The organism is Thermococcus paralvinellae, assembly GCF_000517445.1.
Taxonomy (GTDB): domain Archaea; phylum Methanobacteriota_B; class Thermococci; order Thermococcales; family Thermococcaceae; genus Thermococcus_B; species Thermococcus_B paralvinellae.
Genome location: NZ_CP006965.1, coordinates 1,737,700 through 1,760,720, shown reverse-complemented (window position 1 = coordinate 1,760,720; position 23,021 = coordinate 1,737,700). Strand labels below are relative to the sequence as shown.

Annotated in this window: 17 protein-coding genes and 1 tRNA gene; 13 read left to right on the top strand and 5 right to left on the bottom strand. The window is 40.5% G+C overall.

Translation table 11 applies throughout. From position 1 onward, the window contains the following. Positions 1-2: 2 nt before the first annotated feature. Together TES1_RS09625 and TES1_RS09620 are read right to left on the bottom strand one after the other, a co-directional pair. Positions 3-1,280: an amidohydrolase family protein gene (locus TES1_RS09625; protein WP_042682292.1), complete on the bottom strand. Its 1,278-nt coding sequence runs from the start codon at positions 1,278-1,280 to the stop codon at positions 3-5. 80 nt (positions 1,281-1,360) lie between these two features. Then, entirely contained in the window at positions 1,361-2,134 is a 774-nt protein-coding gene (locus tag TES1_RS09620) for an S-methyl-5'-thioadenosine phosphorylase (RefSeq protein ID WP_042682290.1), read from the bottom strand. Between the two features lie 118 nt (positions 2,135-2,252). Between TES1_RS09620 and TES1_RS09615 the strand changes: the two genes are divergently transcribed. Beyond that, positions 2,253-2,975: a proteasome assembly chaperone family protein gene (locus TES1_RS09615; RefSeq protein WP_042682288.1), complete on the top strand. Its 723-nt coding sequence runs from the start codon at positions 2,253-2,255 to the stop codon at positions 2,973-2,975. A gap of 10 nt (positions 2,976-2,985) precedes the next feature. After that, positions 2,986-3,366, top strand: coding sequence for a DUF473 domain-containing protein (locus TES1_RS09610; RefSeq protein ID WP_042682286.1), 381 nt, complete (start codon positions 2,986-2,988; stop codon positions 3,364-3,366). Here the strand turns inward: TES1_RS09610 and nucS are convergent. Further along, positions 3,356-4,117 carry an endonuclease NucS gene (nucS, locus tag TES1_RS09605; RefSeq protein ID WP_084340045.1) on the bottom strand — a complete coding sequence of 254 codons (762 nt, stop codon included), beginning with the start codon at positions 4,115-4,117 and terminating at the stop codon, positions 3,356-3,358. The two genes, TES1_RS09610 and nucS, sit on opposite strands and share 11 nt — an antisense overlap. Positions 4,118-4,171: 54 nt before the next feature. Beyond that, entirely contained in the window at positions 4,172-5,239 is a 1,068-nt protein-coding gene (gene radA, locus TES1_RS09600) for a DNA repair and recombination protein RadA (RefSeq protein ID WP_042682282.1), read from the bottom strand. Between the two features lie 922 nt (positions 5,240-6,161). Between radA and TES1_RS09595 the strand changes: the two genes are divergently transcribed. The 6 genes from TES1_RS09595 to TES1_RS09570 all read left to right on the top strand — a co-directional run bounded on the left by TES1_RS09595 (position 6,162) and on the right by TES1_RS09570 (position 16,524). Then, a complete protein-coding gene (locus tag TES1_RS09595) occupies positions 6,162-6,779 on the top strand; it encodes a hypothetical protein (RefSeq protein WP_042682281.1) in 618 nt (205 codons plus the stop codon). A gap of 302 nt (positions 6,780-7,081) precedes the next feature. Next, positions 7,082-8,344, top strand: a complete 1,263-nt coding sequence (locus TES1_RS09590; RefSeq protein ID WP_042682279.1) for an ORC1-type DNA replication protein — start codon at positions 7,082-7,084, stop codon at positions 8,342-8,344. Continuing rightward, on the top strand, positions 8,344-10,377 hold the full coding sequence (locus TES1_RS09585) for a DNA-directed DNA polymerase II small subunit (protein ID WP_042682278.1): 2,034 nt from the start codon (positions 8,344-8,346) through the stop codon (positions 10,375-10,377). The genes TES1_RS09590 and TES1_RS09585 overlap by 1 nt, the downstream gene beginning before the upstream one ends. Continuing rightward, positions 10,374-15,635, top strand: a complete 5,262-nt coding sequence (locus TES1_RS09580) for a DNA-directed DNA polymerase II large subunit (RefSeq protein WP_042682276.1) — start codon at positions 10,374-10,376, stop codon at positions 15,633-15,635. The genes TES1_RS09585 and TES1_RS09580 overlap by 4 nt, the downstream gene beginning before the upstream one ends. 39 nt (positions 15,636-15,674) lie before the next feature. Next, complete coding sequence (locus TES1_RS09575) at positions 15,675-16,358, top strand: hypothetical protein (RefSeq protein ID WP_042682274.1); 684 nt, start codon at positions 15,675-15,677, stop codon at positions 16,356-16,358. A 90-nt stretch (positions 16,359-16,448) separates the two neighbouring features. Then, positions 16,449-16,524, top strand: a tRNA-Gln gene (locus TES1_RS09570). Positions 16,525-16,595: 71 nt separating this feature from the next. Here TES1_RS09570 and TES1_RS09565 read toward each other — a convergent pair. After that, positions 16,596-17,738 carry a glycosyltransferase gene (locus tag TES1_RS09565; RefSeq protein WP_042682272.1) on the bottom strand — a complete coding sequence of 381 codons (1,143 nt, stop codon included), beginning with the start codon at positions 17,736-17,738 and terminating at the stop codon, positions 16,596-16,598. Positions 17,739-17,830: 92 nt separating this feature from the next. Between TES1_RS09565 and TES1_RS09560 the strand changes: the two genes are divergently transcribed. From TES1_RS09560 to TES1_RS09540, 5 genes are all read left to right on the top strand, one after another. Then, positions 17,831-18,862 (top strand): Gfo/Idh/MocA family protein, encoded by a 1,032-nt coding sequence (locus tag TES1_RS09560; protein ID WP_042682270.1) that lies wholly within the window; start codon positions 17,831-17,833, stop codon positions 18,860-18,862. Continuing rightward, positions 18,859-19,863: a Gfo/Idh/MocA family protein gene (locus TES1_RS09555; protein WP_042682268.1), complete on the top strand. Its 1,005-nt coding sequence runs from the start codon at positions 18,859-18,861 to the stop codon at positions 19,861-19,863. The genes TES1_RS09560 and TES1_RS09555 overlap by 4 nt, the downstream gene beginning before the upstream one ends. Before the next feature lie 122 nt (positions 19,864-19,985). Then, positions 19,986-21,323 (top strand): ABC transporter substrate-binding protein, encoded by a 1,338-nt coding sequence (locus tag TES1_RS09550; protein ID WP_042682267.1) that lies wholly within the window; start codon positions 19,986-19,988, stop codon positions 21,321-21,323. A gap of 9 nt (positions 21,324-21,332) precedes the next feature. Beyond that, positions 21,333-22,187, top strand: a complete 855-nt coding sequence (locus tag TES1_RS09545) for a carbohydrate ABC transporter permease (protein WP_042682265.1) — start codon at positions 21,333-21,335, stop codon at positions 22,185-22,187. Further along, the gene (locus tag TES1_RS09540) at positions 22,184-23,017 is read left to right on the top strand and encodes a carbohydrate ABC transporter permease (RefSeq protein ID WP_042682263.1); all 834 of its coding nucleotides are present in this window, start codon (positions 22,184-22,186) and stop codon (positions 23,015-23,017) included. The genes TES1_RS09545 and TES1_RS09540 overlap by 4 nt, the downstream gene beginning before the upstream one ends. Positions 23,018-23,021: the final 4 nt, after the last annotated feature.

Here is a 23,021-nt window from a genome sequence, read left to right as displayed (position 1 = left end):
CTTCACCCCGCAAGCTTTTCCACAACCTCTTCAGCTTTTTTCAAAATTTTCTCCTCATCCAATGTGAGAACTTCTCTATCGAGCATCAAAATCTTTCCATCAACTATCGTTGTTTCCACATCGTTGCCGTTTGCCGAGTAAACAAGGTGGCTTATAACGTTGTTAATTGGTCTCAAGTGAGGCTGGTTAAAGTCTATAATCACCAAATCAGCCAAAGCACCTTCTTTTATCACACCAGCATTCAAGTGCAAAGCTTTTGCACCATTCTGGGTTGCCATTTTAAATATTGTCTTTGCATCTGCAACTGTTGGATCCAAGTTATGAACTTTGTGAAGCAATGCGGCGATTTTCATCTCCTCAAGCATGTCCAAGTTGTTGTTGCTTGCACTTCCATCAGTACCGAGACCTATGTTTACTCCAGCATTCAAAAGTCTCTCAATGGGCATAACACCACTCGCAAGTTTCATGTTTGAAGCTGGATTGTGGGCGATGCTCACGCGATATCTTGCCAAAATGTGTATATCTCTACTGTCAAGCCATACGCCGTGAGCTATTATAACGTCATCAGCTAGGAAGCCAATATCATCGAGCAGAACAACAGGGCTCTTTCCATAACGTTCAGCTATCTGACCTATTTCAGTCATTGTCTCAGCTACATGAATTGTTATGAGCTTTTTGTGTTCATTAGCAAGCTCTCTAACCTTCTTGAGAAGAGCTATTGAGCAAGTGTAAGGTGCATGCGGACCAAATACAAGCTGAACTCTCTCAGAGTTCAGCTTTTCAATGAACTCCATTGTTTCTAAAGCCACTTTAATCTCTTTTTCTGTCTTGTCAGGCTCACCTAAATCAATCATTCCATAGCTGAGATATCCTCTAAGTCCAGATTCAAGAACAACTTCTGCAACGGCATCCATGTAAAAATACATATCCAAAAACGCCGTAGTCCCTGTTTTAATCATTTCTAATGCTCCAAGATATGCTCCCACTTTAGTGATCTCTCTAGTAAGCTTTGCTTCTTTAGGCCATATATGATTTTTAAGCCAGTCCATGAGGGGCAGATCATCAGCTAACCCTCTGAAGAGTCCCATTGGGGAATGAGTGTGCAGATTTATGAACCCGGGGGAAACCACTTTTCCTTTTGCATCTATTACATAATCTGCTGAAATGTTGAGATTTTTACCGATTTTAGTTATTTTGTTGTCCTCAATGTAAATATCGGCTTTTAAGACTTCAAGGTTCTCACCATAAACCACATAGCCATTTTTGATTAGTATCCCCATAGTATCACCTTTTCCTTTTTAAACAGGGTCTAAGAAAGGGAAATTATAAGCCTTTTGCCAGTAAGGAAAGAGAAAAGAAGTCAAACAAAAGCATTCTTTAAAACATCGGCACAGCCACACTTTCTTTCCTCAGGGATCCTTGGAATGCCCTTCTTAAGGATTTCCTGCACTTTATAGTTGTTTTCCTTCATAACTCTAAGCACTTCCTGAGCATCAACTGGCTTGTCAGCCCAGACATCATAGTCCGTAATTGTTGCGATATTAACATAGCACATTCCGAGCTCCCTTGCTAAAACTACCTCGGGAACGAGAGTCATCCCAATTATGTGGGCAAACTGCCTAAACATTGCGGATTCAGCCCTTGTTGAGAATCTTGGCCCTTCAATACAGACATAGGTTCCCTTCTCATGAACTTCAAAGTTCAGCTCTTTGGCAGTTTCATAGAATATCTTTCTCATTTCTGGACAGAATGGGTCAGCCATACTTATGTGAGCAACTCTCGGACCGTTGTAGAAGGTGTATTCCCTTTTCTTTGTGAAGTCAATGAACTGGTCGGTAATTACAATGTCTCCGGGTTTATACTCCTCTCTGAGGGAGCCAACGGCTGTGATCCCTATGACTCTCTCGACACCAAGCTCATGAAGAGCCCAGATGTTCGCCCTATATGGCACTTCATGTGGTGGAAACTCATGGTTTTTGCCGTGTCTCGGGATGAAAGCTACTTCAACGCCTTCAACTTCTCCTATTTCCACGGGTGCTGATGGTCTTCCATAAGGTGTGTGAACCTTTATCGTCTCTTTTGGTTCAAAGACACCATAAACACCAGAACCACCAATAATTCCAATCTTTGGCATGGACATCACCTTGTAAATATTCGATTTAAAATTATTTAAGCTTTAACTTTAACATTTACAAGATAGTGGCAAAAACTTAATTACCTTCAAAAGCTAAACTAAGCTTTGAGGTGAGAAGATGGAAAAGCCAGTGAGGTTAGTTCTCCCAAAGATAGAAAATCCAATTTTCATCGAAGGTTACCCAGGAATTGGGCTTGTTGGACACATTGCCGCTAACTTCTTGGCAAAAGAGCTAAACATGGATATGATTGGCTATATCGAAAGTCCATTCATACCGCCAATGAGCTTGATCCTCGAAGGAAAACCCAACCCACCTTTGAGATTTTATGGAAAAGATAACATTATCATAGCCATTGCTGACATCTACGTCCCACCAACCCTAGTTAATGAGATTGCAAAGGAGATTGTCAGTTATCTAAAAGAGACAAATGCTCAAAAACTCATTTCCATTGGTGGAATGGGAATTGGCTTTTTCAAGGAACAGATGGAAGTGTGGGGCGTTGGGGCAAATGAAGGGCTCAACAAAGAGCTTGAAGATTTAGGAGTTAAAATACTTCAATATGGCTCAATAATGGGCATGAGCGGGAAGCTCTTATGGGAGGCCTCAAAAGAGAAGATTAACGGATATGTTTTACTGGGTGAGACTTTTGGGGACAGACCCGATCCAAGAGCAGCAGCAAATGTAATTGAAGTTATCAAGAAGCTCACACCAATTGAAATATCCACAGAGCCGCTCATAAAGGAAGCAGAGATGATTGAAGAGCAGCTTAGGAAGATGCACGAACAGATGGAAATGGCAAGAAAGAAAGCAGAGAAGCAATATGAGAGCATCTACTTGTGAGGTGATGCCTATGGAGGTTCTAATTTTGACAGGAATTACAAGACGAACCCTTGATCAGTTATTGAGAAATCCATACCGCACATTGGAATTTAGGAGTGCGAGCAATGTATTCGTTCTTGAACATCTTAGAGAAGGTGATAAAGTATTCCTAACATACGAAACCCTGCAAGACATAACAAAGGGAACTGAGGGAATAATAGCCAAGATATTAAGGATGGAAAAGATGGAACAGAGGATTTTGTGGGAAGAAAGTGATGAAAGGGAGCAAATGGTGTGCAGAGTTCAGCTTCGCTTGATAGGGCTTGGAAAAGTCATTGAAATTAGAAGGGAAGGAGATTTAGTCAAAGCAAAAGTCAGAGAAATGCTTCCTCACGAAATGGTTATGGGCTAAGGAAATCAAGAGTTTTTTGCTTGCCTTTTTTCTTCTTTTCACGCTTTGGAGGGTTTAGCTTTTTAAATTCCAGCCCTTCTTTTTCAAGTAATTTTTTAGCTCCTGCCGTAATAGATGGAGCAACCAAAATCCCACGAACATTTTTATGCTCTTCTCTTAGGGCATCAACATATCTTTTAAGCTGACTAACTGCATGCAGATCTGCTCTTCTGCGCTTAAGCTCAAGAACAACCAAATTACCATGTTTGTCTCTTCCAAGCACGTCAACTATCCCATGTTTAATTGGTTTTTCCTTAAAAAGCGGTTTAAATCCCTCTTCGATTAACGAAGGATTCTCAAAGATCAAATCAGCCATCTCTGCTTCACTTCCAGTCAATGCCAGCTCTTCATAATCCTCTGCTTGGAAATAACTTACAAGATAAGTTTTAATGAGCTCAACTTCAAGAGTTTCTTTTGGCTTCCTTCTAACACTTCTCAGCATTATCTTTCCATCTTCAAGAACAATGCTAACAGCACTTCCCGGTGGCTGCCAGTTAACGGGCTCTCTCTTGTTCTTCTGGTGGATTAAAAAAGAACCATCTGGTTTGATTATAATGACTCTATCTCCTGGACCTAACTCGCTCTTGGCTCTTCCCTCATAAAACACTCTACAATAAGCAAAGAGAGTGATGATTGCATCAGTGGAAAGAGCTTTATCCAAAATTTCAACCATCTCTTCATGAGATGGGTCAACTTTAGCTTCCACTTTCATGCTCATCAACTAAGAATAAATTGTGCCGTTTAAAAGGATTAAGAAGGGAAAAGATCAATCTTCAATACCTTTGTCCGTGATTCTAAAGGTTGCCTCTCCTTCTGGTAGATGTGGTGAATCAATGAGCCTTGCAATTCTCTTTCCAGCTTTGCCTTTTCTGAGGTATACTCTAAGTGTGGCCGAGTGAGCCAAGATATGCCCACCGATTGGTCTCGTTGGGTCGCCAAAGAATGCATCTGGCCTTGCTTGAACTTGGTTTGTAACAAATATTGCAATGTCATATAGGTTTGCCAAACGGTGTAAATCCGCCAAATGCTTTCCTAACTTTTGCTGTCTCTCTGCTAAAGCCCCTCTACCAACGTATTCAGAACGGAAGTGACTTGTTAAAGAGTCAACGACTAAAAGCTTAACAGGCTTGTCAGTGTTGAGCTTCTCCTTGATTATTTCCTCGGCTTTCTCAACAAGGAGCATTTGGTGATTTGTATTGTAAGCCCTTGCAACATAGATGTTCTTGAGAACTTCATCTGGGTCTAAGCCTCTGTTTTCAGCAATCTGTCTTATTCTCTCCGGTCTGAATGTGTTTTCAGTATCAATCCAGATGACGCTTCCGTGTAAACCTCCTTCCTCTGGAGGAAGTTGAACCATGACAGCTAAAGTATGGGCTATTTGAGTCTTTCCACTACCAAACTCACCGAAAACCTCAGTAATTGCCTGTGTTTCTATCCCACCACCAAGGAGCTTATCAAGAGATTTGCTTCCAGTGGAAATCCTGCCTATGGTCTGCCTCCTCTGGAGGTATTCATCAGCCCTTATGAACGTTCCAATGTTGGCTGCCTCTCTAGCAGCTTGGATTATCTTTAAGGCAGCACCTTCACTTATTCCAGCAATTTCCTTGAGCTCTATCGGAGATGCAACAGCAATTGCCTCCAAGCTATCATAACCTGCCTCTCTAAGCTTTTCAGCTGTAGCTGGACCAACTCCCGGGAGATCTTCAAGTGTTTTGATTTCCTTCTTCTTTTTCTTTGATGTTTCAGTGACTTCAGCATCAATTGAGAGCTCTTCAAACTCATCAAGTTCTTTTATTTCATCTTCAGGAATTTCAACCTTTTTCTTTCTCGCCATCAGTACCACCCATAAGCATAATTGCTGGTAAGTGTTTGATTCTAGGGGTTATATATTTTTCTCTTTTCGGGAAAAAAGCTGCATATAATCCAAAATTAAAAATACAAGATAAGTAAGGCTGATTTTTGACAAATAAACCAATATACACTAAAATTTCCAGTGGAAATGGAACCCACCCAATTAATGCTATGAAGAAACTCTTATAGTCATTATTATTTTTAAGTTTCTATGAAAGCTGCGAATCTAAGTGAGTGACATTATGACATAAATCTAAAACACCCAACAGTGAATAACCATGGACAGTAAACATCAAAAAGTTCCACTGGAAATAAAGGTCTTTTAAGATGTCTATCGAAATGACCTCCCAGAGTTTTATTTCCACTGGAACTTACTTTTGGAGATCAAGTGACGATAACGAAAACATATGGCGTTAACAAATTCTGAAAAAAGTCTTTACGTAGTAAATTAATCATATGTTCATGTATTTTTAAGTAGAAGGCCATATCTCTGTATGTTTATACTATTTTTTATTCGAACTTTTGAACAATGTTCATAGATAATTTTATATACTAGAATGAGTATAGAAAGTGGGAGTGTTTATCACCAAAGAAATGGAAAATATTCTGGGTGTTTACGCCCAACTCCAGTGGAAATAAAACTCTCAGGGTGCTATGTTCTGTTAAACTTTTGTATATTTGTTAAGTTATTATGTTTAGCTTAATGCTCATATATTTTCACTAATGAACATATTTTCATGAACATTTGTGTGTATTTTAACTCCACTTGAAATAGACAAATGTCATCATTCCGACGTTTACAAATATCAACAATAAATGTATATTACTGTACAATTGTTCCTTATGTTTCCTGTGGAACGATGACATTTTAAAGGACAAACGCCAATATTTGTTGGTGATTTCCTGTGGAAGTTGAAGAACAAGTTGTTCAATGGTTAAAAGATGGACGTGACGATGCTCAAGATATTGTAGATTTGCCATGGATAGTTAAAAAACAAAGTGAACATTTTTACATTGCCGAACATCCTAAGATGCCCTTTATCTTGAATATCTTATTCAGTGAAGGATTTGTTCACTTAATGGTGCCATTTGGGGTAGAGACAATAGTCTTGCCTTTGGAAGAAAGGCTGAAGATATATCATACAATGCTGGTTTTGAATGATCGAATAAACTTATTAAAGTTCACCTTAAGTGGAATCAACGATGAAGTTGTCTTAAGGGTGGATTTAGACAAGAAAACGCTTGGAAAAGCTGAATTTAATGATGCATTAGTGGCTCTTCTGATAGGAATGAACGAACTTGTAAAAGCGTTGGGTCTAGAGGAAGACTTTGCAAAAGCTGTTTTTGAGAGGGTTGTACTTATGATACTTGAAAGACTTGAAAGCGGTGCTACGAGGGAAGAACTCATTAAATTTTTGATTGTAAAAGTAGGGATGCCCAAAGAAGAAGCTGAGAAGTTCATAGATGATATTCTAAAGTCACAAGGTCTATCGAAGGAATCTGCTGATGTTGGCTACTTCTGAGATTTTAACTTCTTTTTGACTTTTAAACGCGAATTATGTATTTGAATTTTTTAGGACATTCTTTAAAACTTTTACATGAACTTGCCCAATAAAGCATATATACCCTAGCGGGTATTATCCTATTGCTTCCTCTGCATCTTATGTTTCCTGTGGAGCCAATATTAATATTGATAACCTTAGAAATCTAATGGGATATTATGTTATAATTATGTATAAATCTTATAACAGAACGCAAAAAATATGTACTTTAAATAACAAATGCCTTTATAAACAAGGGTTATGTTTCCAGTGGAGGGTCAAGGATGGAAAGAAAAGAAAAGGAGCAGACTTACCTCGATTCAATTTTTGAAAAGTACCTAAAGGCACGTAAAATTTTCAAGAACAAAGAAGTACTTAGGCACAGTTATACCCCTAAGGAATTGCCTCACAGAAGGGAGCAGATAGAGGCATTGGCACATATTCTGGTTCCTGTCTTGAGGGGTGAAACTCCTTCTAATGTATTTGTTTATGGAAAAACTGGTACTGGAAAAACTGTTACCGTAAAATTTGTTACTGAGGAGTTGAAGAAAATTTCCCGCAAGTATAACATTCCAGTGGATGTTATTTATCTCAACTGTGAAATCGTCGATACTCAGTATAGAGTTTTAGCAAACATTGTGAATCACTTCAAGCATGAAAGTGGTTTCGAAGTCCCATTGGTTGGATGGCCCACTGATGAAGTTTATACAAAGCTTAAGGAGGTTATTGATGCAAAAGAGAGATTCGTTATAATAGTTCTTGACGAAATTGATAAGCTAATTAAGAAAAGTGGGGATGACATCCTTTACAGCTTGACCCGTATAAATACTGAATTAAGGAATGCGAAGGTGAGTATCATAGGAATTTCAAATGATCTGAAATTCAAAGAGTATCTTGATCCTAGGGTTCTTTCAAGTCTCAGTGAAGAAGAAGTGGTTTTCCCACCATATGATGCAAATCAGCTGAGAGATATTTTAATGCAAAGAGCTCAAGAAGCATTTTATCCAGATGTTCTGGATGAGGCAGTTGTTCCGCTCTGTGCTGCTTTAGCAGCAAGGGAACATGGTGATGCTAGAAGAGCCTTGGATTTGCTTAGAGTAAGTGGTGAAATTGCTGAAAGAGAAGGGGCATCAAAAGTTACCGAAAAACATGTGTGGAAAGCTCAGGAAAAGATTGAGCAAGATACAATGGAAGAGGTTATTAAGACTCTTCCCTTACACTCAAAAATTCTCCTCTATGCTATAGTGCTCCTTGATGAGAACGGTGATCTGCCAGCCAACACTGGTGATGTTTACTCAGTGTATAAAGAGCTCTGTGATTATATGGATATTGAACCCCTAACCCAGAGAAGGGTTAGTGACTTAATAAATGAGCTCGACATGCTGGGCATCATTAATGCTAAGGTTGTCAGCAAGGGAAGATATGGAAGGACAAAAGAAATAAGGCTGAACGTTACACCATATAAGGTCAAAAATATTTACCGCTTTGATTATTCCCTCCAACCTCTCCTCACCATAAATATTGTCACACAGAGGAGGTTGTTTTGATGAGCGAGCTGATAAGGGATTTGCTTTCTAATCGCTATCTCATTACTCCATCGGCATACTTTATTCTTTCTGAATATTACAAAAAGAACTTCACTTTGGCAGAGCTTGTAAAATTTGCACGGGCAAAGAATACATTTGTAATTGATGAAAAGCTTGCTAAAGAGTTTCTTGAATTTAAAGGGTTATCATCTCCATTGGAAAATTTCACGAAATATATCCCAAAGGCTCCAGTGGAAAATAAGGCAGAGCCCATAACAGCTACAGCTGAAGTTCCAATGGAAATCAGCACCAATGAAGGCTCAGAAGAAATCTCAATCCAAAGGACTATAGGTAATGAAACAACATTGGAGGTTTTAGAAAATGCTGAAATTCAATCCCAAACAGCTGTTCCTGCTAAAATAACTCATGAAATTCAAGAAATGTCCTCTGAAGAAGAGACCTTTGTTTCCACTGGAAAACCTATTGAAAATGTGGCCTCTGAAACTATTTCTGAAGAAATAGTGGAAGAAGAACCCACAATTGAAAGGGAGGAGAGTTTCATTTCCACTGGAACTTCTGTTAGTGAAGAGTACAATGGTAACGGTGATGAAGAAAACGGGGGTAGAGTAAGGGCAGTTTATGGTGATTACGGAGTCTTGGTTCCACTGGAAGAGGAGGAAATTCCAGTTGAAGAAAAGAGAGCATATTCAATTTATGAAGACTTTAGGGTTGAACCAAATGAAAGCTTTGAATTTATCGCAAAGAGGATAAAATCCGAGTATGAAATCAAATTTGACGTAAGGAAAGTCAAGTTAAAGCCCCCAAAAGCTAAGAACGCAAATGGTAAAGAGGGAGAAATAATAGTTAAAGTTTATGAGAACTACTTTAAGAGCAGACTGAAGAAATTAAGAAGAATCTTAAGGGAGAATCCTGAAGTTAGTGGGGTTGTGGATATAGGGAAGCTTAGCTATGTGAACCCAGATGGGGAAGTTACGATTATTGGCCTTGTCAACTCAAAGAGAGAAACAAAGAAGGGCTTTATTTTTGAAGTGGAGGATATGACGGGTATTGTCAAGGTTTTCTTGGGAAGAGATAATGAAGATTACAAGAAGGCATTTGAAATTCTCCCAGATAGTGTCGTTGCTTTTAGAGGATATTACTCAAAGCGTGGGATTTTATTTGCGAACAAGCTTCATTTGCCTGATGTTCCACTCTACAAGCGAGAAAAGCCACCTCTTGAAGAAAAAGTCTATGCTGTTTTGATCAGTGACATTCACGTTGGAAGTACAAAATTCTGTGAAAAAGCATTTATGAAATTCCTTGAATGGCTTAACGGCAACGTTGAAAGCAAAGAAGAGGAGGAAATTGTAAGCAGGATAAAGTACATGATAATTGCTGGAGATGTTGTTGATGGCATTGGTATCTATCCAGGTCAGTACAATGAGCTTTCAATTCCAGATATATTTGACCAGTATGAAGCCTTAGCAAATCTATTGGCAAATGTCCCAGATCATATAACTATGTTCATCGGTCCAGGCAATCACGATGCTGCGAGAACTGCTCTCCCTCAGCCTGAATTCTATAGAGAGTATGCAAAGCCGCTTTACGATTTAAAAAACGCAGTAATCATAAGTAATCCAGCCGTTATTAACCTCCATGGTAGAGACTTCCTGGTTGTTCATGGAAGAGGCATTGAGGACGTTGTGAGTTATATCCCTGGTAAGAGTCATCTCCGTCCTGTTGAGCCGATGATTGAACTGCTAAAGCTCAGGCACGTCGCACCTACATTTGGTGGAAAAGTTCCAATTGCGCCAGACCCAGAGGATTTGCTTGTCATTGAGGAAGTCCCAGATTTGGTTCAGATGGGTCACGTTCATGTTCTGGATTACCAGATCTATCGCGGTGTGTTTTTGATTAACTCAGCTACTTGGCAAGCCCAAACTGAGTTCCAGAAGATGGTTAATATTGTTCCAACTCCAGCGAGAGTTCCGATAATTGATATCGAAACTGCAAGGTTAAAGACAGTTGTTGATTTCAGCAGGTGGTGTGAATGAGCGAGCTTTACAGCGATGAAATGAAAGCTTATTTTGAAATGTTGCAGAAAGAAATTGATAAGGCTTATGAGATAGCCAAGAAAGCGAGAGCTCAGGGAAAAGATCCTGTCAGAGATGTTGAAATTCCTCAAGCAACAGACATGGCGGGTCGTGTCGAAAGCTTGGTTGGTCCAAAAGGTGTTGCCAAAAGAATTAGGGAGCTCGCAAAGGAGTATGGCAAAGAGCTTGCTGCTCTTAAAATTGTTGATGAAATCATTGAAGGCAAATTTGGAGAGTTTGATAGTAAAGAAAAGCTGGCGGAGCAGGCTGTTAGAACGGCATTGGCTATTCTGACGGAGGGTATAGTTTCTGCTCCAATTGAAGGTATAGCTCAGGTTAAAATCAAGAAGAATCTTGATGGAACTGAGTATTTGGCTCTCTACTACGCTGGCCCAATCAGAAGTTCTGGTGGAACTGCTCAGGCATTGAGTGTTCTCGTTGGTGATTACGTTAGGAAAAAGCTTGGATTGGATCGCTTTAAGCCCACAGAGAAACACATAGAGAGAATGGTTGAAGAAGTTGATTTGTATCACAGAGCCGTTACTCGCTTGCAGTATCATCCATCAGCAGATGAAGTGAGACTGGCTATGCAAAATATTCCAGTTGAGATAACTGGTGAAGCGACTGATGACGTTGAAGTTTCTCATAGAGACGTTCCGGGAGTTGAGACTAATCAGCTAAGAGGTGGAGCAATTCTCGTTTTGGCAGAAGGTGTTCTTCAAAAGGCGAAAAAGCTGGTTAAATATATTGATAAAATGGGTATTGAGGGCTGGGACTGGCTTAAGGAATTTGTTGAAGCAAAGGAGAGGGGCAAAACGGAAGAAGAGACAGAAGAGAAAGCTGAGGACTCAAAAGCAGAAGAAGCTGAGATAAGGACTTCTGTAAAAGTTAAAAAAGGCTTCTATTATGAACTTTATGAAAAATTCAGGGCTAATATTGCTCCAAATAACAAATACACAAAGGAAATCATTGGGGGAAGACCATTATTTGCAGAGCCATCTGAAAATGGTGGCTTCCGTTTGAGGTACGGTCGCTCAAGAGTAAGTGGATTCGCAACTTGGAGTATAAACCCGGCAGTCATGATTCTCGTTGATGAATTCTTAGCTGTAGGAACGCAAATGAAGACTGAAAGGCCTGGAAAGGGCTGTATCGTTACTCCTGCTACAACAGCTGAAGGCCCAATTGTCAAGCTCAAAGATGGCTCTGTCATTAGGGTTGACGATTACTATCTTGCTTTAAAGATTAGGGATCAAGTCGAGGAAATTCTCTACTTGGGTGATGCAATTATAGCGTTTGGAGACTTTGTGGAGAACAATCAAACCTTACTTCCAGCTAATTATGTTGAAGAATGGTGGATTCAAGAGTTTGTGAAAGCAGTTGAAGACATATATGAAGTTTCTCTCAAGCCCTTTGCTGAAAATGATAAAGAGGCAGTTGAAGAAGCCGCGGATTACCTTGACTTAAAGCCTGAATTTTTGGCAGAGCTTTTGAGAGACCCAATGAGAGTTAGACCAAAAGTTGAAGAGGCAATCCATCTATCAAAAGTCCTTGGGATTCCCCTTCACCCATACTACACTCTCTACTGGAACACCCTTAAGCCAGAGGAAGTCGCTGAACTGCAGAATCTCCTCGTCAATGCTGAGATTGAGTGGGACAAATATCTTGGAACAAAGTATGCCAAGAAGATTGTAATAAGCTTGGAAGTGCTTAGAAGAACAGGCAAGCGCTACCTTGAACTGCTCGGCTTGCCTCACAGGGTTGAAGATGGAAGCGTAATCATTGAGTATCCTTGGAGCGCCGCTTTGCTAACTCCCTTAGCTAACTTGGAGAAAAGATTTGAGCCAAAGGAATTCCACACTTCCATGGACATAATCAATGAAATCAGTGAGGTAAAGCTTAGGGACAGAGGAATAAGCTGGATTGGTGCGAGAATGGGAAGACCGGAAAAAGCTAAAGAGAGAAAAATGAAGCCACCAGTTCACGTCCTCTTCCCGATTGGTTTGGCCGGAGGTAGCTCGAGAGATATTTACAAAGCTGCACAGGAAGGAAAGCTCGCCGAGGTTGAGATCGCCCAGTTCAAGTGCACCAACTGCGGTCATGTTGATATCTTTCCAACTTGTCCCGTGTGTGGAGCTGAGGCTAAGCTGTTGTATAGATGTCCAAAGTGTGGTTATCAGTCAACCGAGGAAACGATCTGTTCAAAGTGCGGCATTGAGATGAGGGCTTATGTCAAAAGGACAATAAACCCCTCTCAACTTGTAAAACAGGCAATGCAAAATGTGAGAGTGAATACTCTTGATAAGCTCAAAGGCGTTATGGGTATGACTTCAGCCCACAAAGTGCCAGAGCCATTAGAGAAGGGAATACTGAGGGCTAAGAATGATGTGTATGTGTTCAAGGATGGTACAATTCGTTTTGATGCAACAGATGCACCAATAACTCATTTCAAGCCGAGAGAGATTGGAGTAAGCGTTGAGAAGCTCCGTGAATTGGGCTATACCCATGACTTTGAAGGAAAGCCTTTGGTGAATGAAGATCAGATAGTTGAGCTCAAAGTTCAAGATATTATCCTTTCTAAAGAGGCTGGAAAGTATCTTGTAAGGGTTGCAAAGTTTATAGATGACCTGCTTGAGAGGTTTTATGGTCTGCCAAGGTTCTACAATGTCGAGAAGATGGAGGATTTGATTGGTCATCTTGTCATAGGCTTAGCTCCGCACACATCCGCTGGAATCATTGGAAGGATTATAGGATTTGTTGATGCTCTTGTGGGCTACGCTCATCCGTATTATCATGCTGCAAAGAGGAGGAACTGCTTCCCTGGTGATACTAGAATACTTGTTCAGATCAACGGAATGCCTCAGAGGATAACGCTCAGAGAGCTGTATGAGCTATTTGAAGAAGAAAGCTATGAAAACATGGCATATGTAAGAAAGAAGCCAAAAGTAGATATCAAAGTTTATTCCTTTGACGAAGAGAGCGGAAAAGTAGTTTTAACTGACATTGAAGACGTGATTAAACTGCCTTCAACTGATCACATCATAAGGTTCGAGCTTGAGCTGGGTAGGAGTTTTAAAACGACGGTTGATCATCCGGTGCTCGTCTACGAAAATGGGGGGTTCATTAAGAAGAGAGCTTTTGAAGTAAAGGAAGGTGACTTGATTCTTGTACCTAAGATTGAGTTTCCAGAAGATGATATTGACAGCATAGATTTGCTCGAGGAATTCTCAAAAGACGAGTTTGAGGAGCTTCATGAGGGGATAATGGTTCGCGGAATAGCTGAATGGCTAATTGAAATTGGTGCTGAAGTTAACCCTGACTACATAAGAAGAAATTCCATACCCTTGGCAGTTCTCCTTGAGGTTTTGAAAGAAAAGGGTCTCTCGATTAAGGATGTGCCTGACTGTTACATTGGCTTTAAGCGCGACCACGTAAAAATCAAGCGCTTCATTCCAATAGAGCCTCTCCTTAGGCTTATAGGCTACTATTTAGCAGAAGGTTACGCAAGAGAGAGTGACAGTGTCTATCAGATAAGCTTCTCAAACGGAGATGAGGATGTTAGAGAGGACATTAAACGTGCCCTTAGGAAAGCCTTCGGAGATGGCTTTGGAATCTACGAGCGTGGGGAGAAAATAACTGTTGGCTCAAGGGTTATCTATCTGCTTTTCACTAGAGTTCTAAAGATTGGAAAAGGAGCTAAGGATAAAAGGGTCCCGGCATTTGTCTTCAAGCTTCCAAAGGAGAAGGTTAGGCACTTGCTTCAGGCGTATTTCGAGGGAGATGGGAGTGCCTTGAAAACAGCTGCTCGTGTAGTTGTTTATAGCGTTAACAAGCCCCTCCTTGAGGATATTGAAACTTTGCTTCTGTCCAAGTTTGGTATCAGAGGATATTACACTATGGACAAGAATGCCAACAGAGGCAACGCTCGCGGAAGGCTCTATCATATTGAGCGTGGAAACGAGCCGCCAGTATCTAAGGTATATGCTCTCAACATAGCTGGTGAACACTATGACAGGTTCTTTGAGGAGATTGGCTTCATTAGTGAGCGTAAGAACTCTGTTTATGACTTACACAAGACTAGAAATCGCGTTAAGGATAAGCACTTCACTGAAAATGGATGGCTCCTAAAGGTTAAGCGTGTCGAGTATGTCAAATCAATTGATGACTTTGTGTTTTCTCTAAATGCTAAAATATATCATAATGTCATAATAAATGAAAATATTGTAACATCTCAATGTGATGGCGACGAGGATGCTGTCATGCTCCTCCTTGATGCATTATTGAACTTCTCCCGTTATTATCTGCCCGAGAAGCGTGGAGGAAAAATGGATGCTCCTCTCGTTGTAACTACAAGGCTTGATCCAAGAGAAGTTGACAGCGAAGTCCACAATATGGACATTGCCCGTTATTATCCGCTCGAATTCTATGAAGCAACGTATGAACTTAAATCTCCGAAGGAACTTGTTGGGGTTGTTGAAAGGGTTGAGGATAGATTAGGGAAGCCGGAGATGTATGAAGGCTTAAAGTTCACCCATGACACCGATGACATTGCTCTTGGACCAAAGCTGAGCAAGTACAAGCAGTTGGGAGATATGGAGGAAAAAGTTAGGCAGCAATTAGCTTTGGCTGAGAAAATTAGGGCTGTTAATGAGCATCACGTTGCTGAGACGATAATTAACTCTCATCTAATTCCAGACTTGAGAGGTAACTTGAGGAGCTTTACAAGGCAGGAATTTAGATGTGTAAAGTGCAATACTAAGTACAGAAGACCTCCTTTGAGTGGAAAATGTCCAAAGTGTGGTGGAAAGATAGTCCTAACAGTCAGCAAGGGTGCTATTGAAAAATATCTTCCGACAGCAAAACTGTTGGTTGCGAACTATGATGTGCTCAATTACACGAGGCAGAGGATATGCTTAACGGAGAAAGACATTAAAACTCTATTTACAAATGTCTTCCCCGAAACTCAGAGAACTCTGTTGGCGTTAAACACAAATGACATCTGTGACAGAATGATTGCTGAGAGGACAGGAAAAGTTGTTGCTAAGAACGGCTATCTTGATAAGTTCAATGGAAACGGAAAGAAGAAGGTAGAAACGCCGAAAACAGTTGAAAAAAGAGTAGACTCTGCTAAAACACAAACTCATAAGTCTGAAAAGTCTGAGAAGCCCAAACCTAAGAAGAAAAAGAAAGTTGTCAGTTTGGATGAGTTCTTTGGAGCTTAGCGAAAGTGCTATAAAGTTTAACACCTTTTTATTTTTGTTATGAAGTTAATCCCTAGTATTGCTTATCTTCGCGTTCAGAGGCAGTATTTTATAGGCTACTCAATGCCCTTAGCTGGCTGGATAGGTGAGCATCTCTTGATTAAAGGTTCTTTTCCAAAGCCCCTCTTCTTGAAAAGAGCTTTGGCTAAACTGGGCTTTTCATGGGCTGGAGAAAGTGTTGATGACGAAACTTATGTCTATTTCTTCACAAAGAAAAACCTCGGCTTAACTGCGTATTTTGAGCCAGAGAATGCTGTATTTATTCAGCTTTATCCTTTGACCAAAAGGCTCTCTTCGGGTATAACAATTCGAGCTCAGCACATTGAATTTTATGGTCAAGATGTTGTTTCAATTGAGCCTGCACAAAAATTGCCTCCAAAAATTAGGAGCATTGGAATAAATGCATTGATTTTGGAAGATGGAGTTCCAATTTCACTCCCGTATTGGGGAATGGTTCATGAGGATTGGGAAAATGACCTGAGGATTTTGGTCATGCTTGATGAGATCTTTAGAGAGCTAGAGGAGAAAGAGTATAGATGTCCCGTTTGCTTTTCTCCGCTTAGAGTAGAGGGTCTTGCATTGAAATGTGATACTTGTGGATTCATATTCACAGCGGAGAGTGACTTTGATAAAGTGCTTTCAGAGTTCTCTTTGGAAGTTGGAGAAGAAGAGATTATCTTTTGAACTTAAGCTAAGGTATTAATGGCTGAGTTTTGGATATTTTTAGAATAAAGGTAAAGTTTATAAATTCACCCTCAGTTCAATCTATCGGGCAGCCCCGTGGTGTAGCGGCCAAGCATGCGGGACTTTGGATCCCGCGACCGGGGTTCGAATCCCCGCGGGGCTACCAAACCCCCGGGCTCCAGATTTTATTCCTCTTAATGTTCTTTTGAAAACTTTAAAAAGGAAAGGAACAAAAGCTCACCACTTCTCAAGCAGGTAGTCTTTTTCCTCCAAGAAAATCTTTGCTCTCTCCTGGATTATCTTCTCTGCTTCTGCCGTTGTTAACTCTTTCGTCTTTTCAACGAAATCAGCAGTCTTTGCAAAGTAGAGCGGAATTAGTGGTTCGGCATTTTTGAGAATTCCCTTCTTGTATGCAACAGCACCATCAAAAAGAACATGACTCCAAAGGACATCATCAAGTTCAAAGGTTTCAAGGGCCTTAGTAACTTGGGCAAATGTTTCTTCAGCTAAAGCTTTCTTTAAGATTGCTTTATTTTCGTTGAAGAGTTCTCTTGCTTTTTCTTTAAGCAGTTTAAGTGTAACTTTTACTTCTTCTGGCTCTTGCCATTTAATGCTCCCGAAAGTTTTAACTTTTTTAATTTCCTTAACTGGCTTCCACTTCTCCTCATATTTCTTCATTAACATGAACAAAGTTCCCACGACTTGGTTGAACATTGGGCCAAGTGAAGCAGCTGGATCCTTTGGATTGTGTATCTTCAAGCCAAGGGCTGTTTGAATTACTCTGAATCCCTCAGCTAGGGCTGTTGTGGTTAAAAAGATATCAACACCAAATCTTGCAACATCTGTTTTCCAAGTCTCTTCATCCGCTAAATAAACATCAATCAGCTCTGCACTAATCCCGAAATCTCCTCCAATTGGTTGCCTAACATTGTAGCCATACAGAGATGCGGTCATTGGATAAGCGATGTTGTTTGTTATTGTCCCGTCATATTTGTGCCTTATATAGAGCGGAGCAACGAAATCATAACCATCCTCGATAGGCTTAGCAAATTTGTAAATCCATTCTGGAGTTATACTTCTCAAATCGCTGTCAACAAAAACAAGAACATCAACACCTTTTTCCCTTGCAAGTTCCATAAGCTCTTTCATTGCGCTACCTTTGCCGGGAATTGGCCATTTATAAACGAAGCTCATTACTTCCACTCCTTCCGGAACTTTGGTCTTCATGACTACTTCTCTCGTTCCATCACTGCTCCCACCATCGGCATTAGCTATTATTCCTCCACCAAAATATTTTTTCAATCCTTCAGCTGCTTGCTTAACTACAAAGCCTATGGTGTCAGCATTGTTGTAGCTGGGTATTCCCACCATAACTTTCATTTTCATCACCTGAAAAATACAACCATCTAAAGTGGTTTATAATGAAAAATGTTATATACTTTTTGTTTGTCGGTTACTATTAGTGATGCCATATGCCTGAGCGGAAGCTAAGAGTAGGCGTTGTAGGTTGTGGAAATATATTCAATTTGGCCCATAAGAACGCCCTTAAAAACATTGAAATAATAAAAGTTGTGGCCTTTATGGATATTAAAGAAAAGAAAGCAAGAGAAGCCGCAAAAGAGTTTAATGCTAAGTATTTTACAAATTTGGATGAATTTCTTGACTTAGATTTGGATGTTGTTGAAATTCTAACCCCAACTTATACTCATGCTGAGATTGCAATTAAAGCACTGAAAGCTGGCAAGCATGTCATTGTTGAAAAACCAATCGCCTTAAGAAGTGAAGAAGCAGAAAAAATGATAAAGACAGCAGAAAAAGAAGGATTGTGGCTTTTGGTTGGACACACGAGGAGATTTGATAAGAGATGGATGCAGATAAAAGAAATTATCAAAAAGAGAAACATCTTACCAATGCAAATTAGAAAAGCAGAGGTTCAAAGACTTCCTTTTCCAGAAAGTGCATGGTACTGGAAGCCTCATAAAGGTGGGGGAGTTGCAATTGATTTAGGAGTCCATGTCACTGATTTCTTGAGGTGGTTCTTTGAGAGCGAGCCTGTTAGGGTTCTTGGAATTGGAAAAGAGATAAGGAAGGAAGCGAGGGTTAACAACACATACGATCACTTTGTCATGATGATACAGTTTGAGGGGGGAAAGACTGGAATAGCTGAGGTGAGCTGGGCATATTCGTATCCAGCTCGTTATGGTGTGTTCTACCATCATCTCGATATTCTTGGCAAAAATGGAAGGATTCGCTACACTCCAATGGACACTCCAGTTGTTGGTGTCATTAAGAGTCACTTTGAAATGCCTAGATTTTCCCCAATGCTCTCAACATTTCCAGATGCATTCGAAAGAGAATTGAGGCACTTCTTCCGTGTAATTCTTGGAAAAGAAGAGCCAGTGATTACAGCGAGAGATGCATTGATAGCACTTCAAATCGCTGAAAAGGCCATTGAATCAGCTCACAAAGAGGAACCTGTTAACCTCAAGGGGGTGGTAGTATGAAAATTAACATTGGAATTATAAGCTATGCTCATCCTCATGCCATCAGGTATGGATCAACTTTTGCTTCCAATCCAAAAGCTAAGCTGTATGCAATTTCCGGAGATGGTTCTAATTCTGATGTTGCTAAAAGGGAAGCTCAGAGACTTAAGGCTAAATTCTATAAGAACTATGAAGACTTGCTGAAGGATAAAAAAGTTGATGCTGTTTATGTCGCAATTGAGACTTACCGCCATAAGGAAGTTGCCCTTAGAGTTATTGAAGAGGGGAAACATCTTCTCCTAGAAAAGCCAATTGCTTTGACTCTTGAAGATGCTGACGAAATTATCAAAGCAGCCAAGAAGGCTGGGGTTAAACTAATGGTTCCTTTCAATCCAAGATTCACAATTCCTCTTAGGAAAGCAAAGAGCATGATTGAAAACGGAGAAATAGGAAAGTTGGAATACATCTATGCAATTTCAGAGTATGTTAAGCCACCAATATTCCTTGAAGGCTTGGATATGACTTGGTTCCTCGATGTTAGAAAGTCTGGTGGAGGAGGATTTATGGACACTGCACCACATGGAATTGATTCTCTCCTCTGGTTGACAGAGAGCGATGTTAAGAGGGTTTACGCCGATATTGGTTCGAAGATTTATGGATTTCCAGTTGATGACATTGGGACTGCAGTTTTAGAATTCAGGAATGGTGTCACTGCGGTGTTAAATGCTGGCTGGGGCAACCCAAGAGGCTATCCCTATGGGCTTGAAATGAAATACTATATCCTTGGTAAGGACGGCTTTTTGGATATAAGAACAGCGTATCCCGATTTCACAGTGTACCAAGACAGGGCTGAAAAGATTTACTGGGAGAGGCCAGATGTCGAAAACATTGTTAAATACTTTATAGAATCCATACTTGAGGATAAAGAACCCCCAATAACTGGGGAAGATGCAAAGAAAAACTTGGAGATAGTTTTGGCAGCTTACGAGTCTTCTAGAACTGGAAAGATTGTAAAACTCTAATTTCTCCTCTTCTTTTTTTGGTTTCCTTTACAAAATACAACAACTAAAAGTGGTTTTATCATAATGTTTATATATCTCCTTGAAGTAGATTTTAGTGACTTACTGCACTGAGGTGAGGGTTAATGAACCGAAAAGCAAAAATTGTGGGGCTTTTGGTTTTCGTTCTTTTAGGAGCGATAGTAAGTGGGTGCATAGGTGGCGAAAAGACAACAACACCGACTACTTCTGAACAGCCAACAACTACTGAGCAGCCAAAAGAAGCAGTAAAGCTTATTTGGCTCTCAACACAGCTAAATCCACCAGAGGAGAGAGTTTTTGTTCAAGAAGAGCTCCTGAGCGGATTTAAGAAAGAGACGGGAATTGATGTTGATTTCATACCCATAAGCTATTCTGACATGGCTACAAGACTTGAGGCTGAGGAAAAAGCTGGAAAAGTTACTATTGATCTCATCGGTGACTTGCATGGTGGTCTAGATTACTTTAACTCAAAAGGCTGGCTCATGGACTTAAGCGGAATGCCGAAGCTTGAGGGAAGAACTTTCATAACAACCTTTGAGAAATATGCAACAATTGGAGGAAAGAAGGTTTACGTTCCATGGATGAGTGCTACATACGTTATGGTAATCAACAAGAAGGCATTTGAGTACTTGCCAGATGGACTTACAAAGGAGGATGTTATGAAGGGAACTGACAAGTGGACTTACGATGCATTCTTAGCTTGGGCCAAGAAGCTTAAAGAGGCAACAGGAAAGCCACAAGTCGGATTTCCAGCTGGACCAAAAGGACTCTTTGTAAGATTCCTCCACGGGTACATCTATCCATCATTCACTGGTTACCAAACAAAGGCATTTGACAGCCCAGAGGCAGTTACAATGTGGAACTACCTCAAGGAGCTCTGGCCGTATGTAAACCCAGCAAGCACAACTTGGGATGCAATGGCTGAGCCGCTCTTAAGAGGAGAGGTTCTTATTGCTTGGGATCACACTGCAAGAATTAAAAACGCAATTGAGACAAGTCCAGATCAATTCGTAGTTGTTCCTGTTCCAAGAGGACCAAAGGGAAGAGGATTTATCTTAGTAGTTGCAGGATTGGCAATTCCAAAGGGCGCTCCACACCCAGAGGAAGCATGGAAGTTAATTGATTACCTCACAAGACCAGAGACACAGGTTAAAGTCCTTGAGAAGGTTGGATTCTTCCCAACAGTCAAAGAAGCAAGTGGTGTATTACCAGAAGGACCACTTAAGATTCTGGCTGAAGGTGTTGCTGTACAGTCCGCAACACCAGATGCAGTTGTTGCAATGATTCCAAACCTTGGAGCAAAAGGTGGTGAATTCAAGGACATTTACAGAACAGCATTTGAGAGAATAGTTCTTAAGGGCGAAGATCCAGCGGCAGTCACAAAAGAGCTTAAGCCAAAGCTTATTGGACTCTTTGAGGAGCAAGGCGTAGAAGTTCCATGAGGGAGGAATATGAAGGTTAAGGCCTCCTATCTTCCCTATCTTTTAATTTTGCCGGCTTTTGCATATCTGATGTTTTTTGTTGGTTATCCCCTTATTCAAGCTCTGTATTTAGCTTTCACTGAGAATGGTGCTTTTTCTCTTGCAACTGTTAATAGAACGATTAGTGATCCCCGTTTTTGGGATGCTCTTAAATATACTATCGGTTTAGCTGCCGTTATTGTGCCTACTCAAGTTGGTTTGGCATTAGTTTTAGCCCTGGTTATGAACAGGGCATTTAAAGGTAAAGATTTAGCGCTTTATGCTTTAATAATTCCCCTCACGATTAGCGATGTTGCTGCAGGTCTGATTTGGTATGCCATGCTTTCTCCAAGCGGATTTTTGAATAAGCTATTTCTGAACATTGGATTAATTGATAATCCGGTTTATTTCTTTGGTTATCAATTTAGGCATATGGAATTTTTAGCAATAGTCCTAGCGGAGCTTTGGAGAGCGACTGCAATTGTATTCGTTATTATCCTAGCCGGTTTGCAGATGATAAGTCCGGAGTACTTGGAAGCAGCAGAAGTGTTTGGGGCGGATTATTGGACAAAGTTAAGGAAAATAGTGATTCCACTATTGAAACCAAGTATCCAGAGTGCCCTAATAATAAGAACGCTCTTTGCAATGCAGGTCTTCGGTATCGTCTGGATCTTGGCAGGGAGGGATATCCCAATTTTGGCTGGAGAAGGTTTCTATCAGCTCACCGAGATTAAGGACTATGGTGTTGCTTCAATCTATGCATTGACAATTGCTGCGCTTTCAATTGTTCTTGGAGCCATGTACATCAAGTTCATGAAAGCTGAGTATTTGGAGGTGAAAGAATGAATGAGAAGACAAAGTTCATGCTTAAGCAAATAGCCTTTTACACGTTCGTTTTTACGGTCGTTGCTTGGATAGTTGTGCCATTGATAGTAGTGACCCTTTATGCATTTTCATCAAAGCTTGATTACTATGATCCTAGCAAGATAATTCCCTTTCACTATACAAAGCAGTGGGTTTATACTTTGCTATTTACACTTAGGGCTCTTGATGCTATTAAAAACAGCATTATCGTGGCAGTTTTGACAATAATTATAAGCTTCGCTCTTGGAATTCCCGCAGGTTACGCAATAGCAAAGTTCATCTTCCCAGCAAAGGACACCATAAAACTCTCGATAGTTGCACTGAGGATGTTTCCAATTCCCGTCATGGCAATACCTCTGGTTGTGCTTTACATCAGGCTGAATCTCATAGATACTCTGCTTGGTGTTGCATTGGCTCACACTGCAATGGCTCTTCCCTTTGTTGTTCTCATAACTTCAAGCATCTTTGCTGGAGTTTCCACTGAGCTTGAAGAGGCTGCAATGGTCTTTGGATTAACGAGACTTGGGGCATTTCTTAGGATAACTCTTCCATTGGCCCTTCCAGGATTGGCAGCAGCTGCAATGTTTACCTTTGTCATGTCGTGGAACGAGGTCTTTGTTGCATCGGTTTTAACTCTTCAGCACAGAACTCTGCCTGCCCAAATATTATCGATAATGGCAGGGGCTAGTGGTGGAGCTGCACCTGATTATTACAAATTTGCTGCTGCATTTATAATGATGCTCCCAGCTATGCTGTTCGTCTTCTTCGCAAGGAAGTATTTAATCACAATGTGGGGTATAACACTCAAGTGAGGTG